Consider the following 26,754-nt stretch of genomic DNA (forward strand, 5'->3'; position numbering starts at 1 on the left):
TACGCTTTACAGAGCCGTATACAATCAGGTGATACTATGCCTGTCATCCGTACCGATAACGGTCCACAATTTGTCAGTATCCTATTTGGTGACATGTGTGAGTGCCTGGATGTGATCCATGAACGAATTCCACCACGGACGCCGAATATGAATGCTTACATTGAGTCGTTCCACAGCCTCCTGGAGCGTGATTTGTTCCGTATAAGATCCTTTACGACGCTTGAGGAGGCCTATGAAGCACTCGAAGCCTATATGGACTTCTATAACAATCGCAAGATGCATGGCAGCTTAAAGTTAATGCCGCCGACCAAGTTCTCGGCATGGGTTCGTACATTAGAAGATTCATCCAAGTTCCATAAAGCGATGTAATCACTCGAAAAAACAAGTAATTGTGCCCTCGTGTTATTTTTGGTGGGCAGGACTCCAGTTTTAGGGGGTCTAGCCGGTCATGACGATTTTAATAGCAATTTTCCAGTCGTTTTTCTACTTTCCAAATCTAAATGGGCTTGTGCTGCTTGTTCCAATGGATATATCCCAGATATGTCCACCTTTATTTCGTTATTTGCAATCATTTGTAAAGCTTCTCGTGCTGCCTTTGCTACCTCATTAGGAGCATGTACAGCATAAGGGCCTAGTCCAAATCCTATGATAATATGGTTTTTCAACATTGAATCATTATTGGTTGGATATAAATATTCATCACCACTGGAATTGCCTATAAAAATTAATTTGCCTAGGGGTTTTAAAAGTTCCAAGCTTTGTTTACGTGTTTCCCCACCAACTGGGTCAATAATGATATCAATCCCTTGTCCTTCAGTGACACGTTTTGTCTCACTTACAAAGTCCTCTCTTATAAATAACTCATCATATCCTAAACTACTGGCTAAATTTACTTTATCTAAACTGCCTACAGTGCCTAGTACCTTTTTGGCACCAAGTTTTTTTGCGATTTGCCCAAGAAAACTACCTAATCCTCCAGTTGCAGAATGGATCAGGATTGTCTCGCCCTTTTGTAATTTACTCACATGTTGGATAGCCATATATGCAGTTGTTAGGTTAATAATAGAAGCAACGGATTTTTCTAGTCCTACGGAATCCCCGAATTGTTCAAGAGATATTGTTAAATGCGGTCTAACCCTTGCTTGTGTTGCATATCCACCAAGATCTAACATCGTCATGGATACCACTGGTTCACCAACTTTAAAACCTACGACTCCATCACCAATCGAACGTACAAAGCCAGATACTTCTATCCCTGGAATCATAGGAAAAGGAATCATGGGGTAATCGCCATTACGCATTAATACATCAACCAGCCCTACTCCTGCGTATGCAACATCAATAATCATTTCCCCTTTATCAGGCTGTAAATCGGGAAATTCTTTAACCTGCAATACTTCACTTCCACCTGACTTTTCAATATGAATAGCTTTCATTTTAATAACCTGCCTTCATCTCAGTTTTGTACTTAAACAATTTAAAGATAAATACTTCTTAATAAATTGCTGTAAAAACAATATACATGAATTGCAACAATGCGACTAATGCAATATAATAATGGCCTTAATGAAATTTAAGCATGAAGGGTTTTGAAACAAAAAGTAAATAAGGATGTGTTACATAAATGGATATTAAGGAACTCATGACTTTTTCCAGTATTGTAAAAGAAGGGACATTTATAAAATCTGCTGAAAAATTAAATTATTCTCAATCAGCAGTAACAAGACAAATACAAAAGCTGGAAAAGGAATTTGGCGTTCAATTATTTGAACGTGAATGGGGAGCGACATTAACACCCCAAGGTGAGATTCTTGCTAAGAACATAAACAATTTAATTTCACACTTGGATTATATAAAAGACGAAATGATTTCTTTAGGAGAAGAAGAAAGAGGCGTTATAAACGTTGGGATACATGAAAACTATTCTAATATCATTCCGAGAATATTTAAGGAATTCATACAGCTAAAGCCGAATATGGAGTGTAATTTTATTTCAACCTCAACGGAAGAGTTGTATAACAAATTAATTAAAAATACGATTGATTTTGCATTTTGCGGTAAAATTGAAAATAATTCCATTACATTTAATCCTATTTTAAGTGAAGAACTTTGTTTTATCGTCTCAGAAAATCATCCTTTAGCTGGTCAAAAAGTGACTATGGAGGAGTTGTTTGATTTTCGTTTTGTAACAGGAGGGATGAACTGTTTGACGTATCACTTGGTAAGAAATCAATTTAACAATAGCTACAAAAACAACATAATTCATGCTACAACTGCAATTTCTGTTATACCTAAAATGATAGAAAATACTGAATTCATAGGTGCTGTTTTTAAATCACTGCCTATAGGCGATAAGAATAAGTATTTAGAAGTAGAAATTAACAATCAATATGTTGAATTAGGCATATTATCTAATAAAAAATTAGAATATATGCCAAAAACAAAAAAACTATTTATTGAAATCATTAAAAACTGTATTTGTTAAGAGTCTCTGTGTTGACAACACCCAAAGAAGTAATATCGGCGCTGAAAGGTTTTGATGCCCTTTTACATATTTAATAACTTAATTGGGGCAAGTGGAGTAACAGAACATTCTTACGGGGCATATTACATTTCAGTTCCTCAATCAATTGATGATAATTTACTTCAACTACCAGAAATTATGAATGACTCGCTTGCGAATCCAGATTTAGAAGGGGTTGTATCAACCAGAAGAAGTGCTGAAACAGTTAGCGTGGCGCAATCGGCAATGAGGATTACCTGGGAACAGAGTGCAGTACACTCTCTAGTAGATCGAATTCTGAAATAACATACTTTTTACGCTATCCCTGTATATAGGGCTTTTCGATAGAACTGGCGAACACCTGAACCGGGGATGAAGAAGCCTGGATTATATCTGCTAAGCTGCCGATATGATCAAGATCCTGGTGTGTAATGAATATGGAGGTTAGGTTATGGATGTGTAATCCGGTACTCAGAATAGCCTCATGTAAAAGTGATAGTTGCCCGGGGTAAGCGGTGTCGACTAAAATCATCGTGCAGAGTGTTCATCATAAATTTTAAGTATGATTAGAATCGAAAGGGGCGACACAAGTTGAATGCAGATCGTTTTTTAGAATTGGAAGAAGCGCTGTTTCAAGCTTGGTCTTTGGAGTCCAGCTCTAAATGGACAGCGGATAATCCTGCGGCGGGACAATGCGGTGTTACAGCACTCGTCGTTCAGGACAGGTTTGGCGGCGATATTTTGAAGACATGGCTGGATAGTGGCTGGCATTATTACAATCGAATCGGAGAGGACATTATAGATTTTACAAGGTCGCAATTTTCAAGCCTTCCACAGTATCAACATGCGCACTCTAACGGAGAAGAAGCTTTTTCAGACACCAATGCAGAGCAGTATGCAGCTTTAAGCCGGCGGTTAAGGGAATTTTTGAACGAAAAGGAATGATGCCTTTATGATTATTGTCCATGCTTTGCCAAAGGCGGAATGGTGCAGTAGAAGGGGCAATGATGGGAAGCACCATCCGATTCCGCGGTTGGATTTTTATATCGCTAGAATTTAATGTAGCCAATGGCTTGGAATACTTAAAGAAGAAGGGATTTTGGTTTTACGATTGCCCTTGGCCGAATTTAATTGCGCTTGTGTCAGAAAAATACTTCCTTCGAGATTAGCTCCACTTAAATCAGCGTCTCTAAAATCCGCACCGATAAGGTCGGTCATTCTCATATCAGCTTCTCGGAGATCAGCGGCAATAAGTAAAACTCCTCTCAGATTAGTGCCTCTCAGATTAGCGCCTCTTAAATTAGCACCCATAAGATCTTTGCGCTTGATTTTTTTACCATATTTACTGTGTTCCATATTTTTATTAACTTTTTTACGTACGAGCTCACTTGTTTGTAGAAGCAAATCATTAACGAGTGCCCTATGGGTTGGTACATAAAGATCTAAAAGGAATGTCGGAGCTTGATCCGTAAGCTGTTCGGTTTTCGCCATAGCTTCTTGTAGGTCTGTATAGATGGGTTGAGCTTCTTCTAAGCCAAGGGCTTCATTTAAGTAATAAAGCATTTCGTGAAGCTGTTGCATTATGGGGAGTATATTGAACATTTCCTCAGCTATTGCCGGGTCGTCTCTCCAACTTTTCCCATTGTACGTAACTTGAGAAATTTTTTGCCCTGCCCCAAAGCAATCGTATACCGTGCATCCCCGCAAGCCGTTATTTCTTAGATTCTTATGAATACTACAACGATAATCCGCATTTAGGTTTTGACAAGGAGTTCCTCCATCCTTGTTAAAAGCAAAATCAGCAGATTTTGCATAAGGTAAAGCTACGCAGCATAAACCAAAGCATTTTTCACAATCTGCACTAAATTTGTTTTGAGTATGATTATGGTTGAATAACTCATTAGACAATGATTCACACATCCTTTTATTAGCATCTATTAAATGTAATATTACCATAAAAAATATTGTTTTAATTATACTCATTCATATCAGGAGGAAAAGATGATCCCCAACCTTAATAACAAATAACCCGGTCGAGACCAGAGTGGTCTTAATCGGGTTATTTGATAAGACTATAATAAGTTAAGTAGGTTACGCTTTTGCCAAATTCGATTGCCATTTGGTCAATAGCCATGAAGGCTTGTCTTTTGAGGGTGAAAACAGCATGTAACACGGCTCCATTCTCCTGATGAAGGCGGTGGATCAGTGTTTGTTTAGTGAATTTTACGATCCAATCTGTTTTGTAGAGTCCGTTTGGGGAAGCTTACGGAACGGCCACAGGCAGTTGTGTGTGGACCCGCCTATTCGTGACGATATGGGGATTCGCCCAGTCCACGGGCTGATGTCCCGCATAGGATACATCAGCCTAGAACACAAGGAGTGAAACACAATGTCTTTAATGCCACAGGTGCCTTTCGGAACACAACCGGGCACTCCGGGTTCAATCACACCGTCAGGTCCTTCGATTCCCCAATTTCCTGGTACACAGGGTTCGTTCCCGTCACCGATTGGCCCACCACCAGGAGGAACTTTTTCGCCACAACCGCTGGCGCCTTTTGGCCCGCCATCAGGGCAAGGGCCGTTCTCGCCGCTACCAGGCCCGATAGGTCCTGGCGGACCGGGACCCCAAGCTCAAGCGCCAACTGCTCCGCCGCCGCAATTTACGCCACCGAGGCCGCTGGTCACGGCCTTTGCTATTGATCCCCGAGCCATCTCGGGCTGCTTGTTCCGCAACACGTTTATATGGCTGACGAATGGCGAGCGCTTCTGGCTGTATCCCGTCTTTGTAGGCAGAACATCTGTAGCGGGATTCCGGTGGAATGGTTTTTTCTGGACTTATTTTGGTATAGACACCAACCGGATTGAGGCGTTTAGCTGCTTTTGGTAAGCGCACCTTTGGGGAAAGCGTGCTGAACCGGGGTGTTGCGGCTAATCGTGACAAGAGAGATACATGGGACATATGAGTAAATAAAAGAAAGCAAAAAGACTGAGGAAACGATCATAGCGTTCCTTCAGTCTTTTTTTGACTGTTACTCCATCCACCATCGCTTGAAATTGCTCCACCATGATTTCTTTTCCGCTTGTCGCTCCGCTTGGTCAGTCTGTGTCGCTGCCGGTGGGTTGTTCTGCCCTGATATGGTTTCCTTCGGCTCCGTGCCGCTGACGAATACCTCCAGCCGCTTATCCGGACTGTCCGGCGCAGCCAGCTTGCCACTGGCCGGATCTATATAGGCGCTGACTACGCCGTCAGGGATGGGGAAGATTTTGGGCGGCACATTCTCCAGCGCTTTTTCTGTATATTGCGCGAAAATCGGTGCCGCTCGCCTGGCATCCTGCGTGCTGATGGCCTTGCCCTTGTCATAGCCGACCCAGACAGCGGTGGACAGCTCGGGTGTGAAGCCGACCATCCAGGCATCGGTGTTGGTCGTGCCGCTCTTGCCGGCAACCGGGCGCTTGATCAGCTTTGCGACCCGGTTGCCGGTACCGCCTTCCTCGAACACGCCTTCCATAAGGCGCGTGAGGACGTAGGCAGAGGCGGGCTTCACCACTTGCACCGGAGCGGCCTGCGGTGCTTCGTAGAGCGACCGCCCGGCCGCGTCGGTGATGCGCAGCACCGCCACCGGAGCGACCTTTTGTCCGCCGCTGCCGATGACCGAGAAGGCTGAGGCCATCTCGAACGGGCTGACAGGCGATACGCCCAGCGCGAGGGAAGGCACAGGCTTCAGCTCGCTCGTAATGCCCATTTTGCGGGCGAGGTCCATGACCTTGTCGGTCCCCACCTTCAAAATGGTGCTCACCGCATAAATATTATCGGACGCTGCAATCGCACGCCGCAGATCAATTTCGCCCAAATATTTGTCTCCGAAATTTTTGGGCTTGTAGGTTTTGCGGTTGTTATCGTAGTGAAACAACGTTGGTCGGCTTTCGAACTTGGACGTACTCGTCAATTCGCCGGAGTCCAGTGCGCTCAGATACATAATCGGCTTAAAGGACGAGCCGGGCTGCCGGGTCGTGGCAAGCGCATGATTGTACTGATTGCCGACATAGTTGGTCCCGCCGACCATGGCCTTCACATGCCCGTTGCGCGGGTCCATGGAGATTAACGCCGTTTCCAGTCCGTTGCTGTCCTTCATCCCCTCATTTACAGCCGCCTCGGCTGCTTGCTGCATGTGCATGTCCAGCGTGGTATAAATGCTTAGGCCGCCATGCTCCAGCACGCCTTCGCTAATTCCCAGCTGATTCGTTGCAAGTTGGCGGACATAATCGCGGAACCAGGGAGCGGCTTCTACCGTCCGGCGCTGGCTCTCAGGCCGCAGGGCGAGCATTTCCCCATAGGCCTTGGTGGCTTGGGCTGGAGTAATTTTGCCGGTGAGCGCCATGGAATCCAACACAATTTTTTGCCGATCCTTTGCGTTTTTCATATGATTATACGGCGAATAATAGGTTGGTCCCTTCGGAATACCTGCCAACAGGGCGCTTTCAGCCAAATCCAGATCTTTTGCCGATTTACCGAAATACATCTGAGAAGCCGCTTCAATGCCGTAAGCACCATGACCATAATAGATTTCGTTCAAATACATTTGCAGCAGCTCGTTCTTGGTGTACTTCATTTCCAGCTGCGCGGTATAGATGGCTTCCTTGGCCTTGCGTGTCCACGTTTTTTCATGAGATAGGTACAGATTGCGTGCTAGCTGCTGAGTCAGCGTGCTGGCTCCTTGCGACATATCCCAATGGGTCAGATTGACAAGCACAGCCCTGCCCAGGCCCTTGAAATCAAAGCCGAAATGATCGTAAAACTTTCGGTCTTCCACAGCCAGTGTAGCTGCAATCAGATCGGGTGAAATTTGATCCAGCTGGACGGGCATGGATTCCTTGCCTCCCGCAGAGAAGGTGGCAATGACTTGACCCTGGCTATCCAGCAGACGTGAATTCCGGTCCGTATCCGCGAGGGGGAGACTGGTAGTATATAAATAGGCGAGCAGAATGCAGGCGGCGATGACCGTCAGAATGGTAAGCGACAGTAGTCCCCGGAACCATCGAAGCCAGAGCGGCTTGCGTTTGGGGAATTGCCCGGTTGTAGCGGCCATCCTGCCACCTCCTTCCATGGTTGATGTTCTCAGTATAGTCAATCCGAAAGCGTCTATTCATCAGATGCGTATACGTATCTGTTTTAAACATGCTGAAACCTGAAAGTTGCTTTTGCAGTCTATCCAGGTATCCTTTATAATGCAAAAAGTGTGAAAGCATAGCGTGTTTGGTACAATAAATATAGCAAACTTGGCGTTTGCGTGTTGCATATATAAGGAAATCCAACATTTATGCTGGCGCGACTGGAATGATAAGAGTGCAACCTAGGCGATACAAGGATTGCCGGACACATACTTTGATCGGAAAGAAGGTTGGAATGATGGACTTGTGGTTTACGGAGAAGCAAACTCCCTCTTTCGGCATTACAGCAAAAATCAAACAAACGTATGTCTCTGAGAAAACGGAGTTTCAGGATCTTGCGATGATCGAGACAGAGGAATTCGGCAATATGCTCGTACTGGATGGCATGGTGATGACCACCGTGAAGGATGAATTCGTTTATCACGAAATGGTAGCACACCCCGCTCTGAATACCCACCCGAATCCCAAAAAGGTTCTGGTTGTGGGCGGCGGCGATGGCGGCGTTATTCGTGAGGTTATCAAGCACCCTGAGGTGGAAAAGGCTGTGCTGGTTGAGATTGACGGCAAGGTGATCGAATATTCCAAAAAATATTTACCTGAGATCGCCGGGAAGCTGGACGAGCCTAATGTGGAAGTTCTGGTCAATGACGGCTACATGCACATTATCGAACATAAAAATGAATACGACGTGATCATGGTCGATTCGACGGAGCCGGTCGGTCCGGCAGCGCCGCTGTTTGAGCGCGGATTTTACCAAGGCATTTTTGAAGCGCTGAAGGAAGATGGCATTTTTGTGGCGCAGACGGATAACCCTTGGTTCAAGGCTGATTTGATTCAGAAGGTCAACAAAGATGTAAAGGAAATTTTCCCGATTGTACGTGTGTACGGAGCGAACATTCCGACCTATCCGAGCGGTCTCTGGACGTTCACGCTTGGCAGCAAGAAGTATGACCCGCTCGAAGTGGACGAGGCTCAAATTCCGGAGATGGATACTCGGTATTACAGTCCACGTTTACACAAAGCGGCGTTTGTATTGCCTAAATTTGTGGAGGATTTAACGAAGTAAGGAAGTAAAACGAGCGGGATATACATCCCAGTATAAGGTGTTATGACATAAAATAAATGTAACTTTTAAGAAAGCGTCGCAGTGTTCTTTATCGCCTGTTTTTGGGTGAAAAAGAGCGCTGTAGACGCTTTTTTTGTGTTGTGGATAACATTGAAAACAGGCATGAAAGCATACTGGACACTGAATTTCCTATAAAAATAAAAGAAGGAAATTTAAGGGTATACGTAGAATATACAGAAAACCAGACATTTGACAGAATTGTAATATCAACAGGGGGAGGTTTGGTTATGGAAATACATAAATTGACGATGTACCAAAGAGGGGGAGATTTTTTTGATCAGACGCTCTTTTTATTACCTGTGGGGGTCGCAGACGGTTTCCAATGTGGCGGATATTATTTATCTGCTGAGTATCGTGGTATTGGTGTTTACTTCAAGTGATTCATTAATGACGACCATTTTGATCCCGTTGTTTCGTTTGTTTTCGCAGGTTCTTAGCGGGTTAGTGGCACCGATTATTCTCAGTCGCTTCCGGTTGAATCGGGTTCTGTTGTTTTCCCAGCTAGGGCAGTTTGTGATTTTCACGCTGTTATTGTTGTACCTGTGGAATACGCCTGGGCAGAAGTCTTTTTTCTTTATTTTTATTATGGTATTCGGCATGTCTTTTCTGGATGGATGGACCAATCCTGCTCGTAATGCGCTGGTACCTCGTCTGGCCACGGGTGAAGGACTCATGCGCGCGAACGGTATGGTGTCGGTCAGTGATCAAGTAGTTAAATGCGCAGGCTGGGCATTAAGCGGTATTGTCATTGTCTGGCTAGGCTCGTTGAATACGCTGGTGGTCGCATCGTGTTGCTATCTCGTGGCCGCCATCGTCACGTCCTTCATCCGTGATCCGCTGGCTCAAGAGGAAGTACGTTCTGAATCGTCTGATCCTTCTTCGAATGAAGCTGGGTTGGTCAAAGAGAAGAAGAAGGGGGCATACTGGAAGGAGCTTGGAGAAGGGTGGAAGATCATTTGGCATAACCGCCGCATCCGTTCTCTCATGATCGTGGATAGTGTGGATACCATTGGAGGAACCTCGTGGGTTGGCGTGTTCATCCTGGCATATGTGACTCAAGTGCTGCATCAAGATGAGAGCTGGTGGGGCTTTATGAATGCCTCCTTTTTTTCGGGCATGATTTTAGGCGGGCTTCTCGTCGTTGGTTTGGTGAAACGGCTGCAAAAGAACAGCTTTCTGTATATGCTGGGTGCTTTAATGGTATATGTACTGATTACCGTTGTGTTTGCGCTCAATACAATCCCAGTCGCTGCACTGGTTCTTTTTGCAATATCCGGTATACCTGTTCAAATGGCCGGAATTATTCGCCGCACCTTGCTGCAAACGAGCGCGCCGGCGGCTCAGCTCCCCAAAGTAATGGCGGGTATTGATGTGCTTACGAATCTCGCTTTTGGCCTGTCCTTGTTATTCCTGGGCTGGTATGCAGACCGTTTCGGTATGGTGCAGGTGTATTTGCTGGCTGCGGCTATGACGACCATTGCTGTCTTGATCGGCTGGTTCTATCGACGTGATTTTCAAGACAGTGAGCAAATTGACCATCCGACCGCTACGGGCGCAGGGATTTGAAGCTGAGGCATTCGTATAACAGGTCATATTGGCAGGTGCCATGTTCCTCCCCACGCTACAACCCAAAAAGCCGATTGCATCAGAGCAACCGGCTTCCCCCCTTAACCCGCCCTGCTAGGCCGTAGTAAACTGGCTATTATAGAGCGAAGCATAATGGCCACCGCTTGCAAGCAGCTCATTATGGGTTCCGCTTTCGACGACATCACCGTTTTTCATGTATAAAATCAAGTCCGCTTCACGAATGGTCGATAGCCGATGGGCGATCACAAAGCTGGTTCGTCCATTGATCATTTTCATAAATGCTTTCTGGATACGCGCCTCTGTCAGGGTGTCTATGCTGCTGGTCGCTTCATCCAGAATAAGCATAGGCGGATCAACCAGGATCACGCGTGCAATGGTGAGCAGCTGCTTTTGCCCTTGGGACAGGGTGTCGCCTGAGCCGCTGATGACGGTTTCGTAGCCATGAGGCAGGCGTTTAATGAAGCTATGCGCATTGGCAGCCGTCGCAGCCGCAATGACGTCTTCTTCTGTAGCTTCCGGCTTTCCGTAAGCGATATTGTCCCGAATGGTGCCGCTGAACAGCCATGTATCCTGAAGCACCATGCCAAAGTTCGTCCGCAAGCTGTCCCGGGACATGTCGTTGATATTCACCCCGTCGATGGATATGGAGCCGCTGTCCACATCGTAAAACCGCATGAGCAGGTTGACGAGTGTCGTTTTGCCTGCCCCGGTCTGGCCGACAATCGCGACCCGTGTGCCCGGCTTAACCTCGAGACTAAAGTCCGTAATGAGTGTACGTTCCGGGTTATAGGAGAATTTGACATGATCAAAAACAATCGTACCTTTGCTGCGCTCCAACTGCACTGCGTTTGATTTTTCCGGCTGCTCTGGCGGTGAATCCAGAATGGCAAATATGCGCTGAGCGGAAGCTGTTGCCGATTGGAACTGGGTGAGCACACCCGTAATTTCGTTAAATGGCTTGGCAAACAAATTAGTATAAATAAGAAAGCTTGACAGTCCGCCCACCGAGATCACACCCAAAATGATGGATATACAGCCAATCATCGCAGTAACCGAAAAAGTCATGTTGTTAACCAATCGGGTAGAGGGGTTCGATAATGATCCATAGAACTGTGATTTTACCCCGGCTTGATACAATTGTCCATTTTTGGCGGAGAATTCCTCGAACGTGCGGTTTTCATAATGAAAGGCAGTCACTACCCGCTGTCCGCCGATCATTTCCTCCACATAACCGTTCAGACTTCCCAAAATTTTGGCCTGTTCGCGGAACATGCGTTGAGATCTTGTGGTAATGAATCTGGCCACGCCATACGTGACGGGGGCTGAGACGAGCACCACCAGTGTCATCAAAGGACTGATATATAGCATAAGCACAATGGAGCCTATGATGGTAACAATCCCCGTAATCAGGGTAGAGAAACCTTGGAGCAATCCATCTGACACAGCATCCATATCGTTTACAAATCGGCTGATACTGTCTCCTTGAGGGTGATTGTCATGGAAGCTTAACGGAAGGATATTAAAATGATCAAATAACTCCCGCCGCATATCATTTACCGTCTGATAAGCAACCCGGTTCGTCAAATACGTAAGCAGCCAGCTAAACAGACTTCCTACCGCATATACAATGCCTAATCCGGCTAGAATTTGCGCGACACCTCTAAAATCCACTCCCCCCTGACCTGCCATATGGTCGATAGCTCGACCAATCATATAGGGCCCGACCAGACTGGCAAGCACGCTGATAATTGCACAGACAATGACCCCAAAGGTCGCGTTCTTATATTGATTCACATAGGTTAACAGTCTCTTCCACGTTTCCTTGCTGCTCATTGATCTACCTCCTGCGTTGAGAGCTGGGAACGATTAATTTCCTTATAAACATCTGAACTGCTCATCAACTGATCGTGTGTGCCAATACCGGCAATCCGTCCTTCATCAAATACGATAATCTTATCGGCATGCTGCACGCTGCTTACCCGTTGTGAGACCAGCAGGACGGTCATATGGGCGCTATTGTCCCGTAGCGATTTGCGCAGGGCAGCGTCGGTTGCAAAATCAAGTGCGCTTGAGGAATCATCCAAAATAAGGATTTCCGGGTTCCCTACAATAGCTCTTGCAATAGTAAGCCGCTGCTTCTGGCCTCCCGACAGATTAAGACCGCCTCGGGTAATCGGGGCGTGGTATTTTTCGGGTAAGCTGGAAATGAACTCATTCGCTTGTGCGATGGTGGCTGCCCGCGCGACTTCCTCATCGGTGGCATGTTCATTGCCCCAGCGGATATTATCCGCTATGGTGCCGGTGAACAGTAGCGCCTTCTGTGGGACAATCCCGATCTTTTGCCGCAGCTGCTTAAGTGTGTAATCCCGGACATTGATTCCATCGACCCGTATACTACCTTCCACTGCATCATAGAATCGGGGAATGAGATTCACAAATGTAGATTTTCCCGAGCCTGTTCCTCCGATGATGCCGACCGTTTCACCGGGATAGATATCTACGTCTATATCGCTAAGCGCCATTTGTCCTGTTGTATTGTATCCAAAGGAGACATGCTCAAAGGAGATAGCTGGTACAGTGTCTTGTGGGGACATATGATCTGCACGTGGCTGACCTCCAGATGCAGCAACATCAGAGATCGAAGCTCGTGTATCCAGCACCTCCTGAATCCGTGCCGCTGAAGTAGAAGCCTTGGTGAACAATATAATCAAATTGGTCACCACAATCAGAGCCAGTAAAATCTGCGTGATATAATTAATAAAAGCGATAATCTCACCTTGTGTAAGAGCTCCATACTGAATATGGATACCCCCGACCCACAGGATGGCGATAATGGCTCCGTTGACCACCAGCAGAGTGGCCGGGCTAAGCAAAGCGGAAATACGACCGACACGAATGGCAGTCTGGGTCAGATCATCGGAGGCTGTAGTGAACTTTCCCCGTTCGGCTCCTCTTTTGGCAAAAGCCCGTATTACCCGTACCCCGGTCAGATTCTCGCTTAGCACCAAAGCGATTTTATCCAGTTTTTTCTGATATAAGCGGTAGAATGGTGAAGCCTTCGTAATGACCAGATACAAAATCACAGCCAGGATCGGCGTAGCCGCCAACAGCACCAAAGCCAGACGGAAGTCCAGAATCATCGACATTATAATAGCTCCAATACAAATAAAAGGAGCGCGAATGACCAGACGAATCAGCATGGCCACTGCCGTTTGGAGCTGATTAACATCGTTTGTAATCCGGTTAATGAGCGAAGGTGTCCCAAACTTATCGAGATCCGCATAAGAAAGCGAAGAGATGTGCTGGAACATCGTGTTGCGCAGCGTCGTACCAAAGCCTTGAGAGGCCCGGGCTGCATAAAACTGGCACACCATTGAACTGCCGAAGCCCAGCACGGTCATAAGCAGCATTAAAAGGCCCATCTGCCACACATAATGGGTATCTTCTTTGCCAACGCCGTGATTAATCATGAGAGCAACCATGGTAGGCAGCAATAATTCCAGAATGGCTTCAATGAGCTTAAACAGAGGCCCAAGGATGCTTTCCTTTTTATAAGGCTTCAAAAAAACAGCGAATTTCAGCAAATCAACCATCACCTAACCTAAATAATATATAAAGCCTGTTGACCCAGCGCGATAACTGAATATGATTATGGCATATCCCAACCCATATGAATAATATTTAATATATATTAGAGGTATATGTATTACATATATCAGTACCGGAGGTCCATGATGGAATTGAGACATCTCAAGTATTTCCTGGCCATTGCAGAGGCCGGACAAATTACGGCAGCCGCGAAAAAGCTGAAAATGGCCCAGCCTCCCTTAAGTCAGCAGCTCATGCAGCTGGAGGAGGAGCTTGGTGTAAAACTCGTGCATCGAGGTCCACGAAGCCTTCATCTGACGGAGGCCGGCATCATTTTGCAGAACAGAGCCAAGCAGATTTTGGAGTTGACAGATGCTACGACAAGAGAAATTAATGATGTTGCCATGGGCATGAAGGGGACCCTCGCGATTGGAACCGTCTCTTCCTCCGGCGCAGCCCTGATGAAGGACAGGCTTTCCGAATTCCATAAAAACTATGCGGGTGTAAAATTTGAAATTCATGAGGGAAATACGTTTATGATTCTCGACCTTCTGAACAAAGGAATTGTGGAGGTCGGTATTGTCAGGACACCGTTCAACACTACCGATTTGGGCTGCAGATATGCGGCCTCCGAGCCGATGGTTGCAGTGATGACAGAAGAACACGACTGGGACCCTGACCAGAAGACCATCACATTGTCAGAGTTGAAGAACAGGCCGTTAATTGTATACCGTCGCTTCGAACAACTGATCCACGATACCTGCATGAGGCATGGCTTTGAGCCCAACTTCTTTTGCAAAAACGATGATGCTCGCACCACGCTTCACTGGGCTAATGAAGGTCTGGGTATCGGCATGATTTCACAGTCTGCGTTGTCACTGGGCAGCAATAACCAGTTAATCGTTAAGGAAATTATGTGTGAAGAATTGCATACTCGTGTAGCCGCCGTGTGGCTCAAGGATAAATACATGTCTTCCCTGGCTTCCCGATTTATCGAAAGTTTTAGTAGGCATCCGATGAGCGAACCTGTGATAGCTGATTTTTTTTGAATGAAAGCATCTTTTTGTAAAAACTCATTTGAATTGCAATCGGGAACTGGATATAGTAGTACAGTAGGATAGCGATAGAATGGAGTTTGAACACATGCCACACAATGCAAAGGTCCAAATCCGTCTTCATAGTCATCATGATGGGGAAGATGTGGTCCAGGAGCTTCCCGGTGAAGCCATCGTGCGTGGGAAGCATCTATATATAAGGTATGAAGAGCCACAAGAGGGGCCTCAGGGAGGAACGACACGGAACACGGTCAAAATCGGACCTGATGAGCTTAAGCTAATCCGTCACGGCGAGGTGCAATCGGAGCAGTCATTTGCGCTTGGACGCAGATTGCCGGGATTTTACCGATCGCCTTATTTGAACCTGAACATGTCTGCGCATACGCAGAAGCTTGATATTCGGATGAATGGATTTAGCGGATATGTGAGCTGGACCTATGATTTGTACGTATTTGAGGATTTCTCGGGGCATTTTGCCATCAGTTTGCATATACAGGAGGAGCAACAATCATGACAAGCAATCCACTGGAACTTATTAATCAAAAGGTAACCTCGGCAATCGAGGCCGCGATACTGGCTGCCGGAATCGTGAGCCGCGAAGAACTGCCGACCATTACGCTTGAAGTACCAAAGGACAAGTCACACGGTGATTTGGCTACCAATGCTGCGATGCAGCTTACCCGTATTGCCAAGAAAAACCCGCGTCAAATCGCTGAAGACTTGATCGCAAATATGGATTTGGCTGCCGCTTCTATTGAGAGTGCGGAAATTGCCGGACCGGGTTTTATTAACTTCCGTCTAAACAAGAGCTACCTGTATACCATTATTGAACAAGTACAAGCGCAGGGAGCAGATTACGGACGTGTACAGGTAGGGGCAGGCAAAAAGGTCCAAATCGAATTTGTCAGCGCGAACCCGACAGGCAGCCTCCACCTGGGGCATGCGCGTGGTGCAGCAGTGGGGGATGCTCTTTGCAATGTGCTTGATTATGCCGGATATCAGGTTACTCGTGAATACTACATTAATGATGCGGGTAACCAGATTTACAATATGAGCCGTTCGATTGAAGCACGTTATTTGCAGGAGCTGGGACAGCCTGCGGAGATGCCAGAGGACGGTTACCATGGTGAGGATATCATCGGGTTTGCCAAGGAGCTGGTGGCCGAAAAGGGTGATGCTCTGCTGTCCATGGAACCCGGGGACCGCGCTGCTTATTTCCGTGAATATGGTCTGGAAAAGGAACTGAACAAGATCAAGCGTGACCTGGAACGATTCCGTGTACCGTTTGACTCCTGGTTCAGCGAAACATCGCTGTACGACAACGGCGAAGTGCTCAAATCGCTGAACGAACTTCGTGACCGTGATGAAATCTACGAGAAAGACGGAGCTACGTGGCTGAACACGACCAAATACGGCGACGATAAAGACCGCGTATTGATCAAAAATGACGGCACTTACACATACCTGACGCCGGATATTGCTTACCATAGCGATAAATATGCTCGTGGTTACGATACGATCATCAACATCTGGGGCGCCGATCACCATGGCTACATTCCACGGATGAAGGCAGCTATGGAAGCGCTGGGGAATGACCCGGATAAGCTTAAAGTGCTGATTGCCCAAATGGTCAGCCTGTTCCAAAACGGGGAAAAGGTGAAGATGTCCAAGCGTACCGGCAAGGCCGTAACGATGGAGGACCTGATGGAAGAAGTAGGCGTGGATGCGATTCGTTACTTCTTCACGATGCGCAGCATGGACTCGCATTTGGATTTTGACATGGATTTGGCAATTTCCACCTCCAATGAAAATCCGGTATTCTATGTGCAATATGCTCACGCACGTGCGTGCAGTGTATATCGCCAGGCCGAGGAGCAGGGCATTGCTGTACTGCCACTGGCAGAAGTAGACCTGTCCAAGCTGACAGCTGAGCATGAATATGACCTGTTGCGCAAAATCGGCGAGCTGCCGGAAGAAGTATCTGTAGCAGCTGCGAACTTTGCGCCGCACCGTATGATTCGCTATGTCTATGAGCTGGCTTCACTATTCCACAGCTACTATAAGGCAGAGCGCGTCATCACCGAGGATGCTGCTCAAACGCAAGCTCGCTTGGCACTGTTTGGCGCGGTGCGCACCACCATTGCCAACGTGCTGAAACTGGTGGGCGTGTCTGCGCCGGAACGTATGTAAATGCTGTAACGATAAAAGAACCGCACGTACTATCCAGAACAGGATGGCACGTGCGGTTCCTTTTTATATGAAAGCAGCTTGGCTTAGTACCGTTCCAGCACCAGATTCGTTTTCAGGGAATCGGCAGGAACCAGCCATCCCTTGGATTGCAGCAAGTTGATCAGCTGGGTGCGGTTGCTGGCGGCAGCGCTGTAATCCGTGGTTTTAAAAGAAATTTCGATGATGGTATCTGTACCGGATCCGCTTGCACTGCGGATAGGCCAGACTTCAACGTCGGTATCCAGTCCTTGGAAGCTGCCTTCATATTTGCTGACCTGTACCGGACCGCGTACTCTGGAGTCGGCCAGAGTTTTCTTGCCCCAGTTGCTGGATTTCCAGTTTTGCAGCTTGCCCGGAAGATTGTCCAATAGTTGCTTTAACGCCTGATCCGGGGAAGGAAGAGTTAATCCTTTGGAAGCGTTCGTTTTTTTATCATTGGAAAAGCTCAGTGTCTGTTTGCTATAACCCCAATCCACCTCAGCATCATAGTTATCGTCGGATGCGCTAAAACCTTCTTTATTGGCTTGGGTGAGAGCCGCGTCGATATCTCCGTTCGTGACGGTGTACCGCTTCTTGTAGGTTAATTCATAATTCTTTTTATCCTCTTTTTTACGAAATCTGACGTTCCAGCCCTCGCCGTTCAATTGAAGCTGATCGGTATCGAAATACTCCACGCTCAATCTTTGTACTTCATCGCTAATGTGGAACTCATGTACTATGCTGCTTTTCAGAGAGCCATCTGCATTGAGAACCTGAGCCGTATCCAGCAGCAGCTTTACCTCATAGCTTGGAGTGGCATTGGCGGCGGCCTGTGCAGGGTCGGCTCCCTTCCATCCCATTACGAGCAGCACTGCGCTCAGGGTTAAGACTGACAATACTTTTGTAAAACGAAGCCTCTGTTTCATTCTATCCTCTCCTGTTCGTCCGAATGGTAGTACACGCTATACTTTACGGGGTTATTGTCAGTCGTATGTCAAGGCTGGGCGGTACTACGATTAAAAAATAACATAATTTCTATATAGCAGGTAAGATTTAATCTTGGTTCGATGACAAATATTCAGCAAAACGGCGAATCAGCGTCGAACGGTGGCGGTCTTGGTTGCTGACCATATAAATGTATCTTTCAACACGGTGACCCGGAATGGGCCGGATCACCAGCAGCCCGCGTTGGACTTCCGATTGTACGGCAATGCGGGAGACGAAGGAGACGTGTTCTCCCAGCATGACTGACTGCTTAATCGCCTCAAGCGAATCCAGCTCCAAATAGGAGGGGAGACGACGGTTGTCGTACTCCAACCATTTGTCGGTCATATGCCGTGTGCTGGAATCCTTGCCATGCAGCACGAAGGAGGAAGAAGCGATTCGTTCGGGCGTCAGCCCGGTTTCACTTGCGAGCGGGTGACCGGGTGCGCAGATGAGTACCAGTTCATCCTCGCTTAAGGGCTCGGCCACCAGCGTTGGCGATTGAAACGGCTCTGCCGAGATGACGCCGAGGTCAATTTCGTGGCGAGTGAGCATGTCCTTGATCACTGGAGCAGTTTTCACCGACAAGGAAATATGAATCCCCGGATGCTCACGGGCAAAACGGTGCAGCACCGCAGGGAGCAAGTAGGTAGCAGGTACATAGCTTGCTCCGATTCGAATGCTTCCCCGCTGAAGCGTGTCGAATTCGCAGACGACCCGCTCTGCCTCGGCAGCGAGTGCGTTGATCTTGGCGGCATAGTGGAGTAGCGCTTGGCCAGCATCTGTCAGGATGATTTTGCCCATCCTCGTGTCAAACAGCTTTACACCGAATTCCCGCTCCAGATTCTTCATATGAAAGGTAACGGTTGGTTGTTTCAGACCGAGAAGCTCGGCCACGGTGGTAATTTTATGGTGCTTGTCCAGCAACTCTACAATGTGCAGTTTTAGAAGACTCAAATTCACTTGGGATGCCCTACTTTCTGATTGGTCGGAAATGTATGCCTGCCCTCTGGTGCCACAGTATCAATCCCCTCTATATAGATTAAATCTATGAGTATTAACACAATTCATTGAAATAATTAATTTTGTTTTAACTTTCCAATAACACAGGCTGCGAATTCAAGTTTTACACTGGGGTCAGTCAGAAGAACAGGCGGGTAATGCGATGAATCAAGATCTACATATTCACGGGTTGAGTAAAACCTTCGGTCATATGACCGCATTGCACGAGACCAATCTGCTTGTGCGGCGGGGAAAATTCACAACACTGCTCGGTCCGTCCGGCTGTGGGAAAACAACGCTTCTGCGCATGATCGCTGGGCTGGAGACGCCAGATAGCGGCATGGTCACGTTGGGGGAGGAAATTCTATTTTCGGCTGAACGTAAAAAGGATGTGCCTGCACATCTTCGTCATTTCGGCATGGTATTTCAGGACTTTGCGCTGTGGCCCCATATGACGGTGTTTGAAAATGTGGCCTTCGGCCTGCGTGCAGGCAAACAGGCTAAACTTCCCGGTGGCGGGCGTGCCAAGGAGCTGCGGGCGGTGGTGCTAGAGGCACTGGACAAGGTCAGACTATCGGGGATGGAAGGTAGGTATCCCCATGAGTTGTCCGGCGGACAGCAGCAACGGGTCGCCTTTGCCCGCGCCGTTGCCGTTCGGCCCCGGCTTGTATTGTTCGATGAGCCACTCAGTGCACTGGATGCGGTGCTGCGGGAGGAAATGCGCATCGAAATGCTTTCACTGGTACGCGATCTGGGTCTGACCGCCCTGTACGTCACCCATGATCAAGTCGAGGCGATGTCGATGTCTGATGAGGTGGTCGTCATGAAAAACGGACATATATTACAGACGGGAACGCCAGAGGAAATCTATGGTCGTCCATCTCATCCAGAGGTGGCGAGGTTTATCGGTAAATCGAACTGGCTACAGCCGGAGCGGATGCTATTCCGCCCTGAGCATGTGCGCTGGCAACAGGATCAAGTGGACCAGCACGCTTTTACAGTAGAGGTTCAGCATGTCAGCTATGTGGGGGATCGGTATGAGATCCGTATACTGGCTGAGAATGGAGAGCTATGGAGCGCTTATCATTCGACCCGTTTGTCCATAGGATCACGAAAGCAAATTTGGGTATCACCGCAGTACATCCACCAACTCGAACCATAGGAAAAGGGGTAAACACAAGATGATGAACAGGCACGTTTTTCGTACAGGATGGAAAAAAGGCGCAATGCTCGCATTAACATTAACCTTCGGACTGGCTGTTGCAGGCTGTGGAGCCGCTACACCTTCTAAGGACGGAGCGCAAGCGACGGGAACAGCCGGACAAGCCGGGGCGGCATCCAGTGATAAGAAACTGGTCGTCTACAGTGCAGGCCCGGATGGGCTGGCGAAAAAGCTGGTAGCAGGCTATGAGGCGCAAAGCGGAGTTAAAGTTGAGCTATTCCAGGGGACAACCGGTAAAATTCTGGCTCGGATGGAAGCCGAGAAGACGAATCCGGTAGCAGACGTAGTGGTGCTGGCATCTCTTCCTTCTGTGCAAGGCTTGAAAAAAGATGGACTCACGCTGTCCTACCCCGAGGCCAAAAATGCGGACAAGCTGAATCCCGACTGGTCTGACAAGGAAGGCCATTATTTCAGTACCAGTGCCTCGGCGCTAGGTATTGCGTACAATACGAATCTGGTGAAGACGCCACCGACATCATGGGCCGATCTGGCAAAGCCAGAGTATAAGGACCAAGTTAACATTCCCGATCCGTCACTCTCCGGCTCGGCGCTGGATTTCATGACAGGTTATCTGAGCGCCAAGGGCGATGGGGGCTGGACGTTGTTCGAGCAGTACAAGGCTAATGGTGTTGCCATGGCTGGCGCGAATCAGGAAGCGCTGGACCCGGTCATTACCGGAGCCAAAAGCATGGTTGCAGCTGCGGTCGATTACATGACCTACAAGGCTAAAGCCAAAGGCGAGCCGATAGACATTGTTTATCCGAAGGAAGGAACAGTGATCAGCCCTCGTCCGGCGGCCATTCTCAAATCAACGCAGCATGAGCAGAATGCCAAGGCATTCATTGACTATCTGCTGTCGGACGAAGCACAGAAGCTGGTAGCGGATGCTTCCCTGCTTCCGGGCCGCACGGATGTCAAAGCCGACAAGCGTGCCAACCTGGATGAGATCCCTTTGCTGAACACCCGTTGGGAATGGATGGGTGAGCACGGGCCTGACGTGACCGAGAAGTTCACGCAAATATTTAAGTAAGCGGATGGGAGTCCTATCTGTCAAACAGATCAGAGCGTGGTGTCTGATGCTTGCTCTGATCGCGCTTGCTTTTCTGATCGTCATGCCGTTGCTGCAAATTTTTATCCAAAGTGTATATGCGGATGGGACATTTCAATGGACGGCACCTTTGCGGACGTTGGCTGAATCCCGATTTGCGGGTGTTCTGTTCAACTCCATTTGGCTGGGTATCTGTGTTATTGCCGGGACGACTGTACTTGCACTTCCGTTGGCATGGATCATGTCCAACACTTGTCTTGCAAGGTGGCGCTGGTTGGACGTGGTGCTGCTGATTCCGTTTATGACCCCGCCCTATATCGGGTCCATGGGCTGGATTTTGTTTATGCAAAAAAACGGGTATCTGGCGCAGCTGCTTCCCGAGCTTCATGTTTTAACGCCGTCCTTTTTTAGCTTTGGCGGCATGGTGATGATCATGAGTCTGCATCTGTTTCCATTCTTATACCTGCTGCTGCGTGGTGCGCTGCTAAGAATTGGCGGTAGCCTGGAAGAAGCGGGTGCTGTGATGGGCGGCAGCTTTTGGTACAGATTCCGCCGGATCATTTTACCCCTGCTGCTATCGGCTTACGGAATGGGGGCATTGCTTATTTTCGTCAAAACGATTGCGGAGTTTGGTACCCCCGCCACCTTTGGACGGCGTATCGGATATGAGGTCATGACATCGGAAATTCACAAATATATTTCCAGCTGGCCGATTGACTTTGGCAAGGCAACGTCACTGGCCTCGGTGCTGCTAACGGCCTGTCTGCTGGTCTGGTATGTGCAATCAGTAATCAATCGCAAATACACGTATAGACTGGTTGGGGGCAAAGGCTCTCGTCCTTCCCGTCTTCGTGTATCGGGTTGGACAACAGGGCTAAGTGTTGCCTTTATTCTATTATTGCTTATTGCGTCTATTGGCATCCCTTATTTCTCTATCATCGCTGCTTCTACCATGAAGCTAAGGGGAATCGGGCTGGCCTGGAACAACTTTACACTCGATTATTACAGGGAGCTGCTGTCTTGGGGATCGGAAAGCATGGAGGCGTTGCTGAATAGCGTATTTCTGTCTTTGGGCGCGTCGACGATTGCCGCCCTGCTAGGCACATGGTTTGCGCTTGTTGTGGGACAATCACGTTCCGTGCTTCAGCGGACGGTGGATGCCTTCAGCCTGCTGCCGAACACAGTCCCGGGGATTGTGATGGTCGTCGGCCTTATTTTATGGTGGAACTCGCCATGGATGCCCATTCCGTTGTACAACACTTACGGCATGGTTATTCTGACGTATGTGATCTTGTTTGTACCTTATACCGTTCAATATGTAAAAAGCGCCTTTACGCAGGTGGACACAGCCCTTTTTCAGGCAGGCCAGGTGTTTGGCGGACGTCCGTTTTACGTATTCCGCCGGATTATGTTACCGCTGATTTTGCCGGGGATGCTGGCGGGCTGGATGATGACCTTCACCATTGCCTCGCGCGAACTGGTGGGTTCATTACTGATTCTGCCACCATCCGTTCAGACGTCTGCGACCTACATCTTTGCTCAGTTTGAACAGGGACAGGTGTCGCTCGGCATGGCGATGGCAGTCATATCGGTCGGGTTGACTACCCTGCTGCTGATGGTGATGGAGAGCCTAAACTCGCAGAGAAAGTGGAAATGACGATGACCAAGCTTAGAATTTGGGGCGGAGCGGGCGAACATGGCCGCTCCTGCTATGTTTTTGAAGGAGAGCAGCACCGTATTATGCTGGATTGTGGAGTGAAAAAGGAAGGAATCGGACAATACCCTGTATTCCCGCCTCAGGAGGCGCAGGGACTATCTGCTGTATTGCTGTCCCATGCGCATGAAGATCACTCGATGGCTCTACCCTTACTTTATAAGTATGGATACCGGGGAGAGGTCTGGACGACCAAGGCTACCGTAGAGCAGTTGGATTCCTATTTTTGCTCCTGGCATTCTTATGTAGCATCGAGAGGTGGACAACTGCCGTACGATGAGCGGGATATTAAAGCTATTACATACCGTTATCTGGAGGATGAAGCGCCGTCAGGTGTATGGCGGGAGATTTGTCCGGGTGTACAAATCATATGGGGGCGCAGCGGGCATTTGGCTGGTGCAGTGTGGTTTGGAGTAGAACTGGAAGGAAAGCGACTGTTCTTTTCGGGCGATTACAGCCGAGAATCCGAGCTGCTCGCTGCGGATACGCCAAGCATGGGCGCGGGGAAAAGTGTACCTGACCATCTTGGAATGATGCCGGATATCAATCTGGCGGATATCGCCATAATGGATAATGCCTATGGCATGGATAAGGACCCGCAGGCTGTGAAGCTGGAGCGGCTGCGGGCCGAGCTGGGGCGGATATTAGCATCTAAGGGCCATGTGTTACTGCCTGTGCCTGCCTTTGGCCGGGGACAGGAGCTGATCGTTTGGACCAGGGAGCAGTTCCCCGGACAGACCTTAATTATAGAGCCGGATATATGGCAGGGGTTGCAGCGTTTAAGCAGCTTGAGAGAATGGCTGCGTCCGGAGGCTCTTGTGCGAATAGAACAGGTGCTGAGTGATGACAGCGTGTTTGTACCCCGTAATCATGCGGAACGAATAAGGTTACTGGAACAGAATGCGGCGGCCATTATCGTAACAGGAGACGGCATGATGGACTCACCACGCGCACGCTGGTACTATCAGTACCTGTCTGACCACCCGAGTTTGGGTGGTGATACAGACGATGGAAAAATCAACAACAATGGAGTTGTTTTGACCGGGCATGCTTCAAGGGGGTCTTTTGGTAAACATCTACTGGATTGCACGAGTCAGAAAACGGATCAAAAGGACCGCTGTACCGTTCGGCATGTAATTTACAAGGTGCATCAGGGAGTGTCGGATGTGAAGCATATGCTGGAGCGATTGCCCAGCAAGCAGGTTGTGCTCGTTCATGCACCGAAATCGCAGACCGATCTAGTATGTGATGAACTGATAAAAGAAGGCTGGATCGAACGTGGCGAAGGGTCTGTAAAAGCTATTTACTCGCTTGAGCCGTGCGCAACGTTAAAGGCCTAGCTGTTCCTGTGGCTTCGAAAATTCTTCAAACTGTATCATTACTTAGTTCCCTCCTGCATTAATCGGAAGGCATCCACTTCTCCAAGCTTGGTGGAGATAGAGCTGCGTCCATTGCTTTTACGAAGGCGTAGCGGTGTGGCGGTGCGTTTGAGCAGTGCTTTGATCTCCGCCGGCTCCAGTTCCGGTCTGAGTGAAAGGAGAAGCGCGATGCTTCCGGTGACATGGGAAGTAGCCATAGAGGTGCCGCTCATTTCGTGATGCCTGCCGTGTATCCAGGAGGATATGATTTTCTCGCCAGGTGCGTACACGTCTACAAATTGTCCCCGATTGCTAAAAGGTGCGATGCGTCTGTATTTATCGGTAGCTCCAACCGAGATGGTCTGGGAATAGCGAGCCGGGTAGTCAATAGCTCGACGCTTGCCTTCATTGCCCGAAGAAGCCACGATCACGATCCCGTTATGATAGGCTTTATTCACCATATCAAGCAGTGCCTTGCTGCGTGACTTCATGCCAAAGCTCATATTGATGATATCGACACGGTTTAGCACACACCAGTCGATACCGAGAATAATGTCGGAGACGTAGGCGGCTCCGTTATGGTCAAACGCTTTTACAGGATGAATCAAAGCCCTCGGCGCTACGCCGACCATACCCTCATCATAGTTGGAAGCAGCGATAGTACCGGCAATGTGAGTTCCGTGACCGTTATCGTCATAGGGTAACATCGTCCGATTAAGCAAATTAATACCTCTGGCAAGAGAATAACGAAGATCAGGATGTTGAAAATCGGCTCCTGTGTCGATCACCCCGATTCTGACCCGATTGCCTGTGGAGGAAGGCCAAGCCTTGTATGCACGGACCTGCTTGACTCCCCAAGGCATGGGAAGGTTTCTCTCTGCTTTCGGTATATGGGCTGTTTCTGCGTGAATCTTCATGCGCGTATCTTCTTCAACGGTAACACCGTTGTGATATTTGCCCAGCCTGTCTCCCCCTGGAAGGGGGGCGATGAGAGCGCGGATCAGTCGGGCCGGTTGCACTTGTCGTAATCCCGCGAGCTCAGGTTTCAGCTTCCTGAGATAGGACAGGCATTCCCGGTATTGATGAGGTTTATCGAACGTAATGATCTGTTTGTGCCGTCCACTGCCGGACGGCTCCGAAATACCCTCATGCAAACGCTGCAAAAAACCAGGATAGTCCATTTGAGACGGTCCTCCTCCGATGAGCCATGCTGAGGTATTGTATGAGCAAGCGTCAGCGCCTGCATGGGGAACCTGCCCCTTTTTTATGGAAATAGGCCTGCTTGTCGTGTCAAAGTGTTGGAGGACACATACGATACATGGAGGGCATAAGCTCTTGTGCAACAACTTTGGGGGACAGCTCCCGGAGTGGGTACAGTCGAAGACGGGGGGGACCCCGTCTTTTTTACATGTGTGGTCTTGTCCATGGGGATATTCCTGGAATTTGTGCCGATACCCATGTTTAACTTGCAATTTGCTTCCAAATAGGTTTTACTTAGTTTTGATAATGGATATGTTAGTATTGCATGTATCGTGTATGCTCTGAAACATGTTCTTGTGAATTACGTGTGAGAGGAAGTGTCCCTAGGTGAGTACCCCACTCAACTTAAAGATTGACCCGGAGAAAGTCCACGAGATCCCGATGGTGGATTTGGCATTTATGGTTTTGAAAGCGGCCAATACTCCATATTATTACCGTGACCTGATGAATGAAGTCGCCAAATTGCGTGGCTTGTCCGATGAAGAAATTAATGACGTAATTGCTCAGCTATATACTGAAATCAACATTGACGGGCGTTTTGCCTGTGTCGGTACGAATCTGTGGGGCCTGAAACGTTGGTATCCGGTGGATAAATCCGAAGATGCCCTGACAGGCGCCAAGCGCCCTCGTATTATTAACGACGAAGACGATGACGACGAAGACGACTATCATGAGGAAGAAGAAACCTACAACTCTGATGACGACTTCGATGCAGATAGTGAAGACGAGGACGGCGAAGATGAGCTGTTCGACGGTGAAGATGACGATAGTGATGAAGACGTAGTCATAGACGACGAAGACCTCAGTGATGAGGACGATACAGAAGATGAAAATGACGATGATTCGTTGGATGACGACGATGATTCGCTTCGCTAGGAACAAATCGTAAGGGGAGATATGCTCTCCCCTTTTTCATGACCGTTTTCCTGA

The 26,754-nt window shown here is 48.2% G+C and carries 23 protein-coding genes; 14 read left to right on the plus strand and 9 right to left on the minus strand.

The genetic code is table 11. The features are described 5' to 3' along the window. Positions 1 to 36 precede the first annotated feature (36 nt). Complete coding sequence (locus GCU48_RS11370; protein WP_341874660.1) at positions 37 to 369, plus strand: integrase core domain-containing protein; 333 nt, start codon at positions 37 to 39, stop codon at positions 367 to 369. A 77-nt stretch (positions 370 to 446) separates the two neighbouring features. Here GCU48_RS11370 and GCU48_RS11375 read toward each other — a convergent pair whose 3' ends face one another. Then, on the minus strand, positions 447 to 1,436 hold the full coding sequence (locus GCU48_RS11375) for a quinone oxidoreductase family protein (RefSeq protein ID WP_025719926.1): 990 nt from the start codon (positions 1,434 to 1,436) through the stop codon (positions 447 to 449). 188 nt (positions 1,437 to 1,624) lie between these two features. On the opposite strand from GCU48_RS11375, the gene GCU48_RS11380 reads away from it, so the two are divergent. Next, a complete protein-coding gene (locus GCU48_RS11380) occupies positions 1,625 to 2,485 on the plus strand; it encodes a LysR family transcriptional regulator (protein WP_152380075.1) in 861 nt (286 codons plus the stop codon). A 337-nt stretch (positions 2,486 to 2,822) separates the two neighbouring features. Here the strand turns inward: GCU48_RS11380 and GCU48_RS11385 are convergent, their stop codons facing one another. Continuing rightward, positions 2,823 to 3,035, minus strand: a complete 213-nt coding sequence (locus tag GCU48_RS11385; protein WP_231503727.1) for an MBL fold metallo-hydrolase — start codon at positions 3,033 to 3,035, stop codon at positions 2,823 to 2,825. 59 nt (positions 3,036 to 3,094) lie between these two features. Between GCU48_RS11385 and GCU48_RS11390 the strand changes: the two genes are divergently transcribed. After that, on the plus strand, positions 3,095 to 3,448 hold the full coding sequence (locus GCU48_RS11390; protein WP_152380076.1) for a YunG family protein: 354 nt from the start codon (positions 3,095 to 3,097) through the stop codon (positions 3,446 to 3,448). A 111-nt stretch (positions 3,449 to 3,559) separates the two neighbouring features. On the opposite strand, the gene GCU48_RS11395 is transcribed toward GCU48_RS11390, so the two are convergent. Beyond that, the gene (locus GCU48_RS11395) at positions 3,560 to 4,411 is read right to left on the minus strand and encodes a pentapeptide repeat-containing protein (protein ID WP_025719932.1); all 852 of its coding nucleotides are present in this window, start codon (positions 4,409 to 4,411) and stop codon (positions 3,560 to 3,562) included. 481 nt (positions 4,412 to 4,892) lie between these two features. Between GCU48_RS11395 and GCU48_RS11405 the strand changes: the two genes are divergently transcribed. Continuing rightward, the gene (locus GCU48_RS11405) at positions 4,893 to 5,390 is read left to right on the plus strand and encodes a transporter (protein ID WP_152380077.1); all 498 of its coding nucleotides are present in this window, start codon (positions 4,893 to 4,895) and stop codon (positions 5,388 to 5,390) included. Between the two features lie 142 nt (positions 5,391 to 5,532). Here the strand turns inward: GCU48_RS11405 and GCU48_RS11410 are convergent, their stop codons facing one another. Continuing rightward, the gene (locus GCU48_RS11410; protein ID WP_152380078.1) at positions 5,533 to 7,590 is read right to left on the minus strand and encodes a transglycosylase domain-containing protein; all 2,058 of its coding nucleotides are present in this window, start codon (positions 7,588 to 7,590) and stop codon (positions 5,533 to 5,535) included. 320 nt (positions 7,591 to 7,910) lie between these two features. On the opposite strand from GCU48_RS11410, the gene speE reads away from it, so the two are divergent. Further along, on the plus strand, positions 7,911 to 8,738 hold the full coding sequence (speE, locus tag GCU48_RS11415) for a polyamine aminopropyltransferase (RefSeq protein WP_025716123.1): 828 nt from the start codon (positions 7,911 to 7,913) through the stop codon (positions 8,736 to 8,738). A gap of 333 nt (positions 8,739 to 9,071) precedes the next feature. Further along, positions 9,072 to 10,364 (plus strand): MFS transporter, encoded by a 1,293-nt coding sequence (locus tag GCU48_RS11420; RefSeq protein WP_152380079.1) that lies wholly within the window; start codon positions 9,072 to 9,074, stop codon positions 10,362 to 10,364. 114 nt (positions 10,365 to 10,478) lie between these two features. Here the strand turns inward: GCU48_RS11420 and GCU48_RS11425 are convergent, their stop codons facing one another. After that, a complete protein-coding gene (locus GCU48_RS11425) occupies positions 10,479 to 12,218 on the minus strand; it encodes an ABC transporter ATP-binding protein (RefSeq protein ID WP_152380080.1) in 1,740 nt (579 codons plus the stop codon). Beyond that, complete coding sequence (locus GCU48_RS11430; RefSeq protein ID WP_152380081.1) at positions 12,215 to 13,969, minus strand: ABC transporter ATP-binding protein; 1,755 nt, start codon at positions 13,967 to 13,969, stop codon at positions 12,215 to 12,217. Before GCU48_RS11430 ends, GCU48_RS11425 begins: the two co-directional genes overlap by 4 nt. A 150-nt stretch (positions 13,970 to 14,119) precedes the next feature. Here GCU48_RS11430 and GCU48_RS11435 point away from each other — a divergent pair, with 150 nt between their 5' ends. The 3 genes from GCU48_RS11435 to argS all read left to right on the plus strand — a co-directional run bounded on the left by GCU48_RS11435 (position 14,120) and on the right by argS (position 17,218). Then, positions 14,120 to 15,022, plus strand: a complete 903-nt coding sequence (locus GCU48_RS11435) for a LysR family transcriptional regulator (protein WP_152382143.1) — start codon at positions 14,120 to 14,122, stop codon at positions 15,020 to 15,022. Positions 15,023 to 15,101: 79 nt separating this feature from the next. Next, positions 15,102 to 15,542: a YwiB family protein gene (locus tag GCU48_RS11440; protein ID WP_081752181.1), complete on the plus strand. Its 441-nt coding sequence runs from the start codon at positions 15,102 to 15,104 to the stop codon at positions 15,540 to 15,542. After that, complete coding sequence (argS, locus tag GCU48_RS11445) at positions 15,539 to 17,218, plus strand: arginine--tRNA ligase (protein WP_152380082.1); 1,680 nt, start codon at positions 15,539 to 15,541, stop codon at positions 17,216 to 17,218. The genes GCU48_RS11440 and argS overlap by 4 nt, the downstream gene beginning before the upstream one ends. An 83-nt stretch (positions 17,219 to 17,301) precedes the next feature. On the opposite strand, the gene GCU48_RS11450 is transcribed toward argS, so the two are convergent. Together GCU48_RS11450 and GCU48_RS11455 are read right to left on the minus strand one after the other, a co-directional pair. Then, positions 17,302 to 18,162, minus strand: coding sequence for a CYTH domain-containing protein (locus GCU48_RS11450; protein WP_152380083.1), 861 nt, complete (start codon positions 18,160 to 18,162; stop codon positions 17,302 to 17,304). A 127-nt stretch (positions 18,163 to 18,289) separates the two neighbouring features. Further along, a complete protein-coding gene (locus GCU48_RS11455) occupies positions 18,290 to 19,183 on the minus strand; it encodes a LysR family transcriptional regulator (RefSeq protein WP_152380084.1) in 894 nt (297 codons plus the stop codon). 202 nt (positions 19,184 to 19,385) lie between these two features. On the opposite strand from GCU48_RS11455, the gene GCU48_RS11460 reads away from it, so the two are divergent. Genes GCU48_RS11460 through GCU48_RS11475 form a run of 4 tightly spaced genes read left to right on the plus strand, consistent with a single transcriptional unit; the run spans position 19,386 to position 24,546 of the window. Then, on the plus strand, positions 19,386 to 20,384 hold the full coding sequence (locus tag GCU48_RS11460) for an ABC transporter ATP-binding protein (protein WP_152380085.1): 999 nt from the start codon (positions 19,386 to 19,388) through the stop codon (positions 20,382 to 20,384). Between the two features lie 19 nt (positions 20,385 to 20,403). Then, on the plus strand, positions 20,404 to 21,474 hold the full coding sequence (locus tag GCU48_RS11465; protein WP_152380086.1) for an ABC transporter substrate-binding protein: 1,071 nt from the start codon (positions 20,404 to 20,406) through the stop codon (positions 21,472 to 21,474). Positions 21,475 to 21,478: 4 nt separating this feature from the next. Beyond that, the gene (locus GCU48_RS11470) at positions 21,479 to 23,149 is read left to right on the plus strand and encodes an ABC transporter permease (protein ID WP_152380087.1); all 1,671 of its coding nucleotides are present in this window, start codon (positions 21,479 to 21,481) and stop codon (positions 23,147 to 23,149) included. Next, positions 23,146 to 24,546, plus strand: a complete 1,401-nt coding sequence (locus GCU48_RS11475) for an MBL fold metallo-hydrolase (protein ID WP_152380088.1) — start codon at positions 23,146 to 23,148, stop codon at positions 24,544 to 24,546. The genes GCU48_RS11470 and GCU48_RS11475 overlap by 4 nt, the downstream gene beginning before the upstream one ends. 38 nt (positions 24,547 to 24,584) lie before the next feature. Here the strand turns inward: GCU48_RS11475 and GCU48_RS11480 are convergent, their stop codons facing one another. After that, on the minus strand, positions 24,585 to 25,745 hold the full coding sequence (locus GCU48_RS11480) for a S8 family peptidase (protein WP_152380089.1): 1,161 nt from the start codon (positions 25,743 to 25,745) through the stop codon (positions 24,585 to 24,587). 406 nt (positions 25,746 to 26,151) lie between these two features. On the opposite strand from GCU48_RS11480, the gene rpoE reads away from it, so the two are divergent. Beyond that, positions 26,152 to 26,700, plus strand: coding sequence for a DNA-directed RNA polymerase subunit delta (gene rpoE / locus GCU48_RS11485; protein ID WP_152380090.1), 549 nt, complete (start codon positions 26,152 to 26,154; stop codon positions 26,698 to 26,700). The last annotated feature ends 54 nt before the right edge of the window (positions 26,701 to 26,754 follow it).

The sequence above is a fragment of the Paenibacillus brasilensis genome, assembly GCF_009363115.1.
Taxonomy (GTDB): Bacteria; Bacillota; Bacilli; order Paenibacillales; family Paenibacillaceae; genus Paenibacillus; species Paenibacillus brasilensis.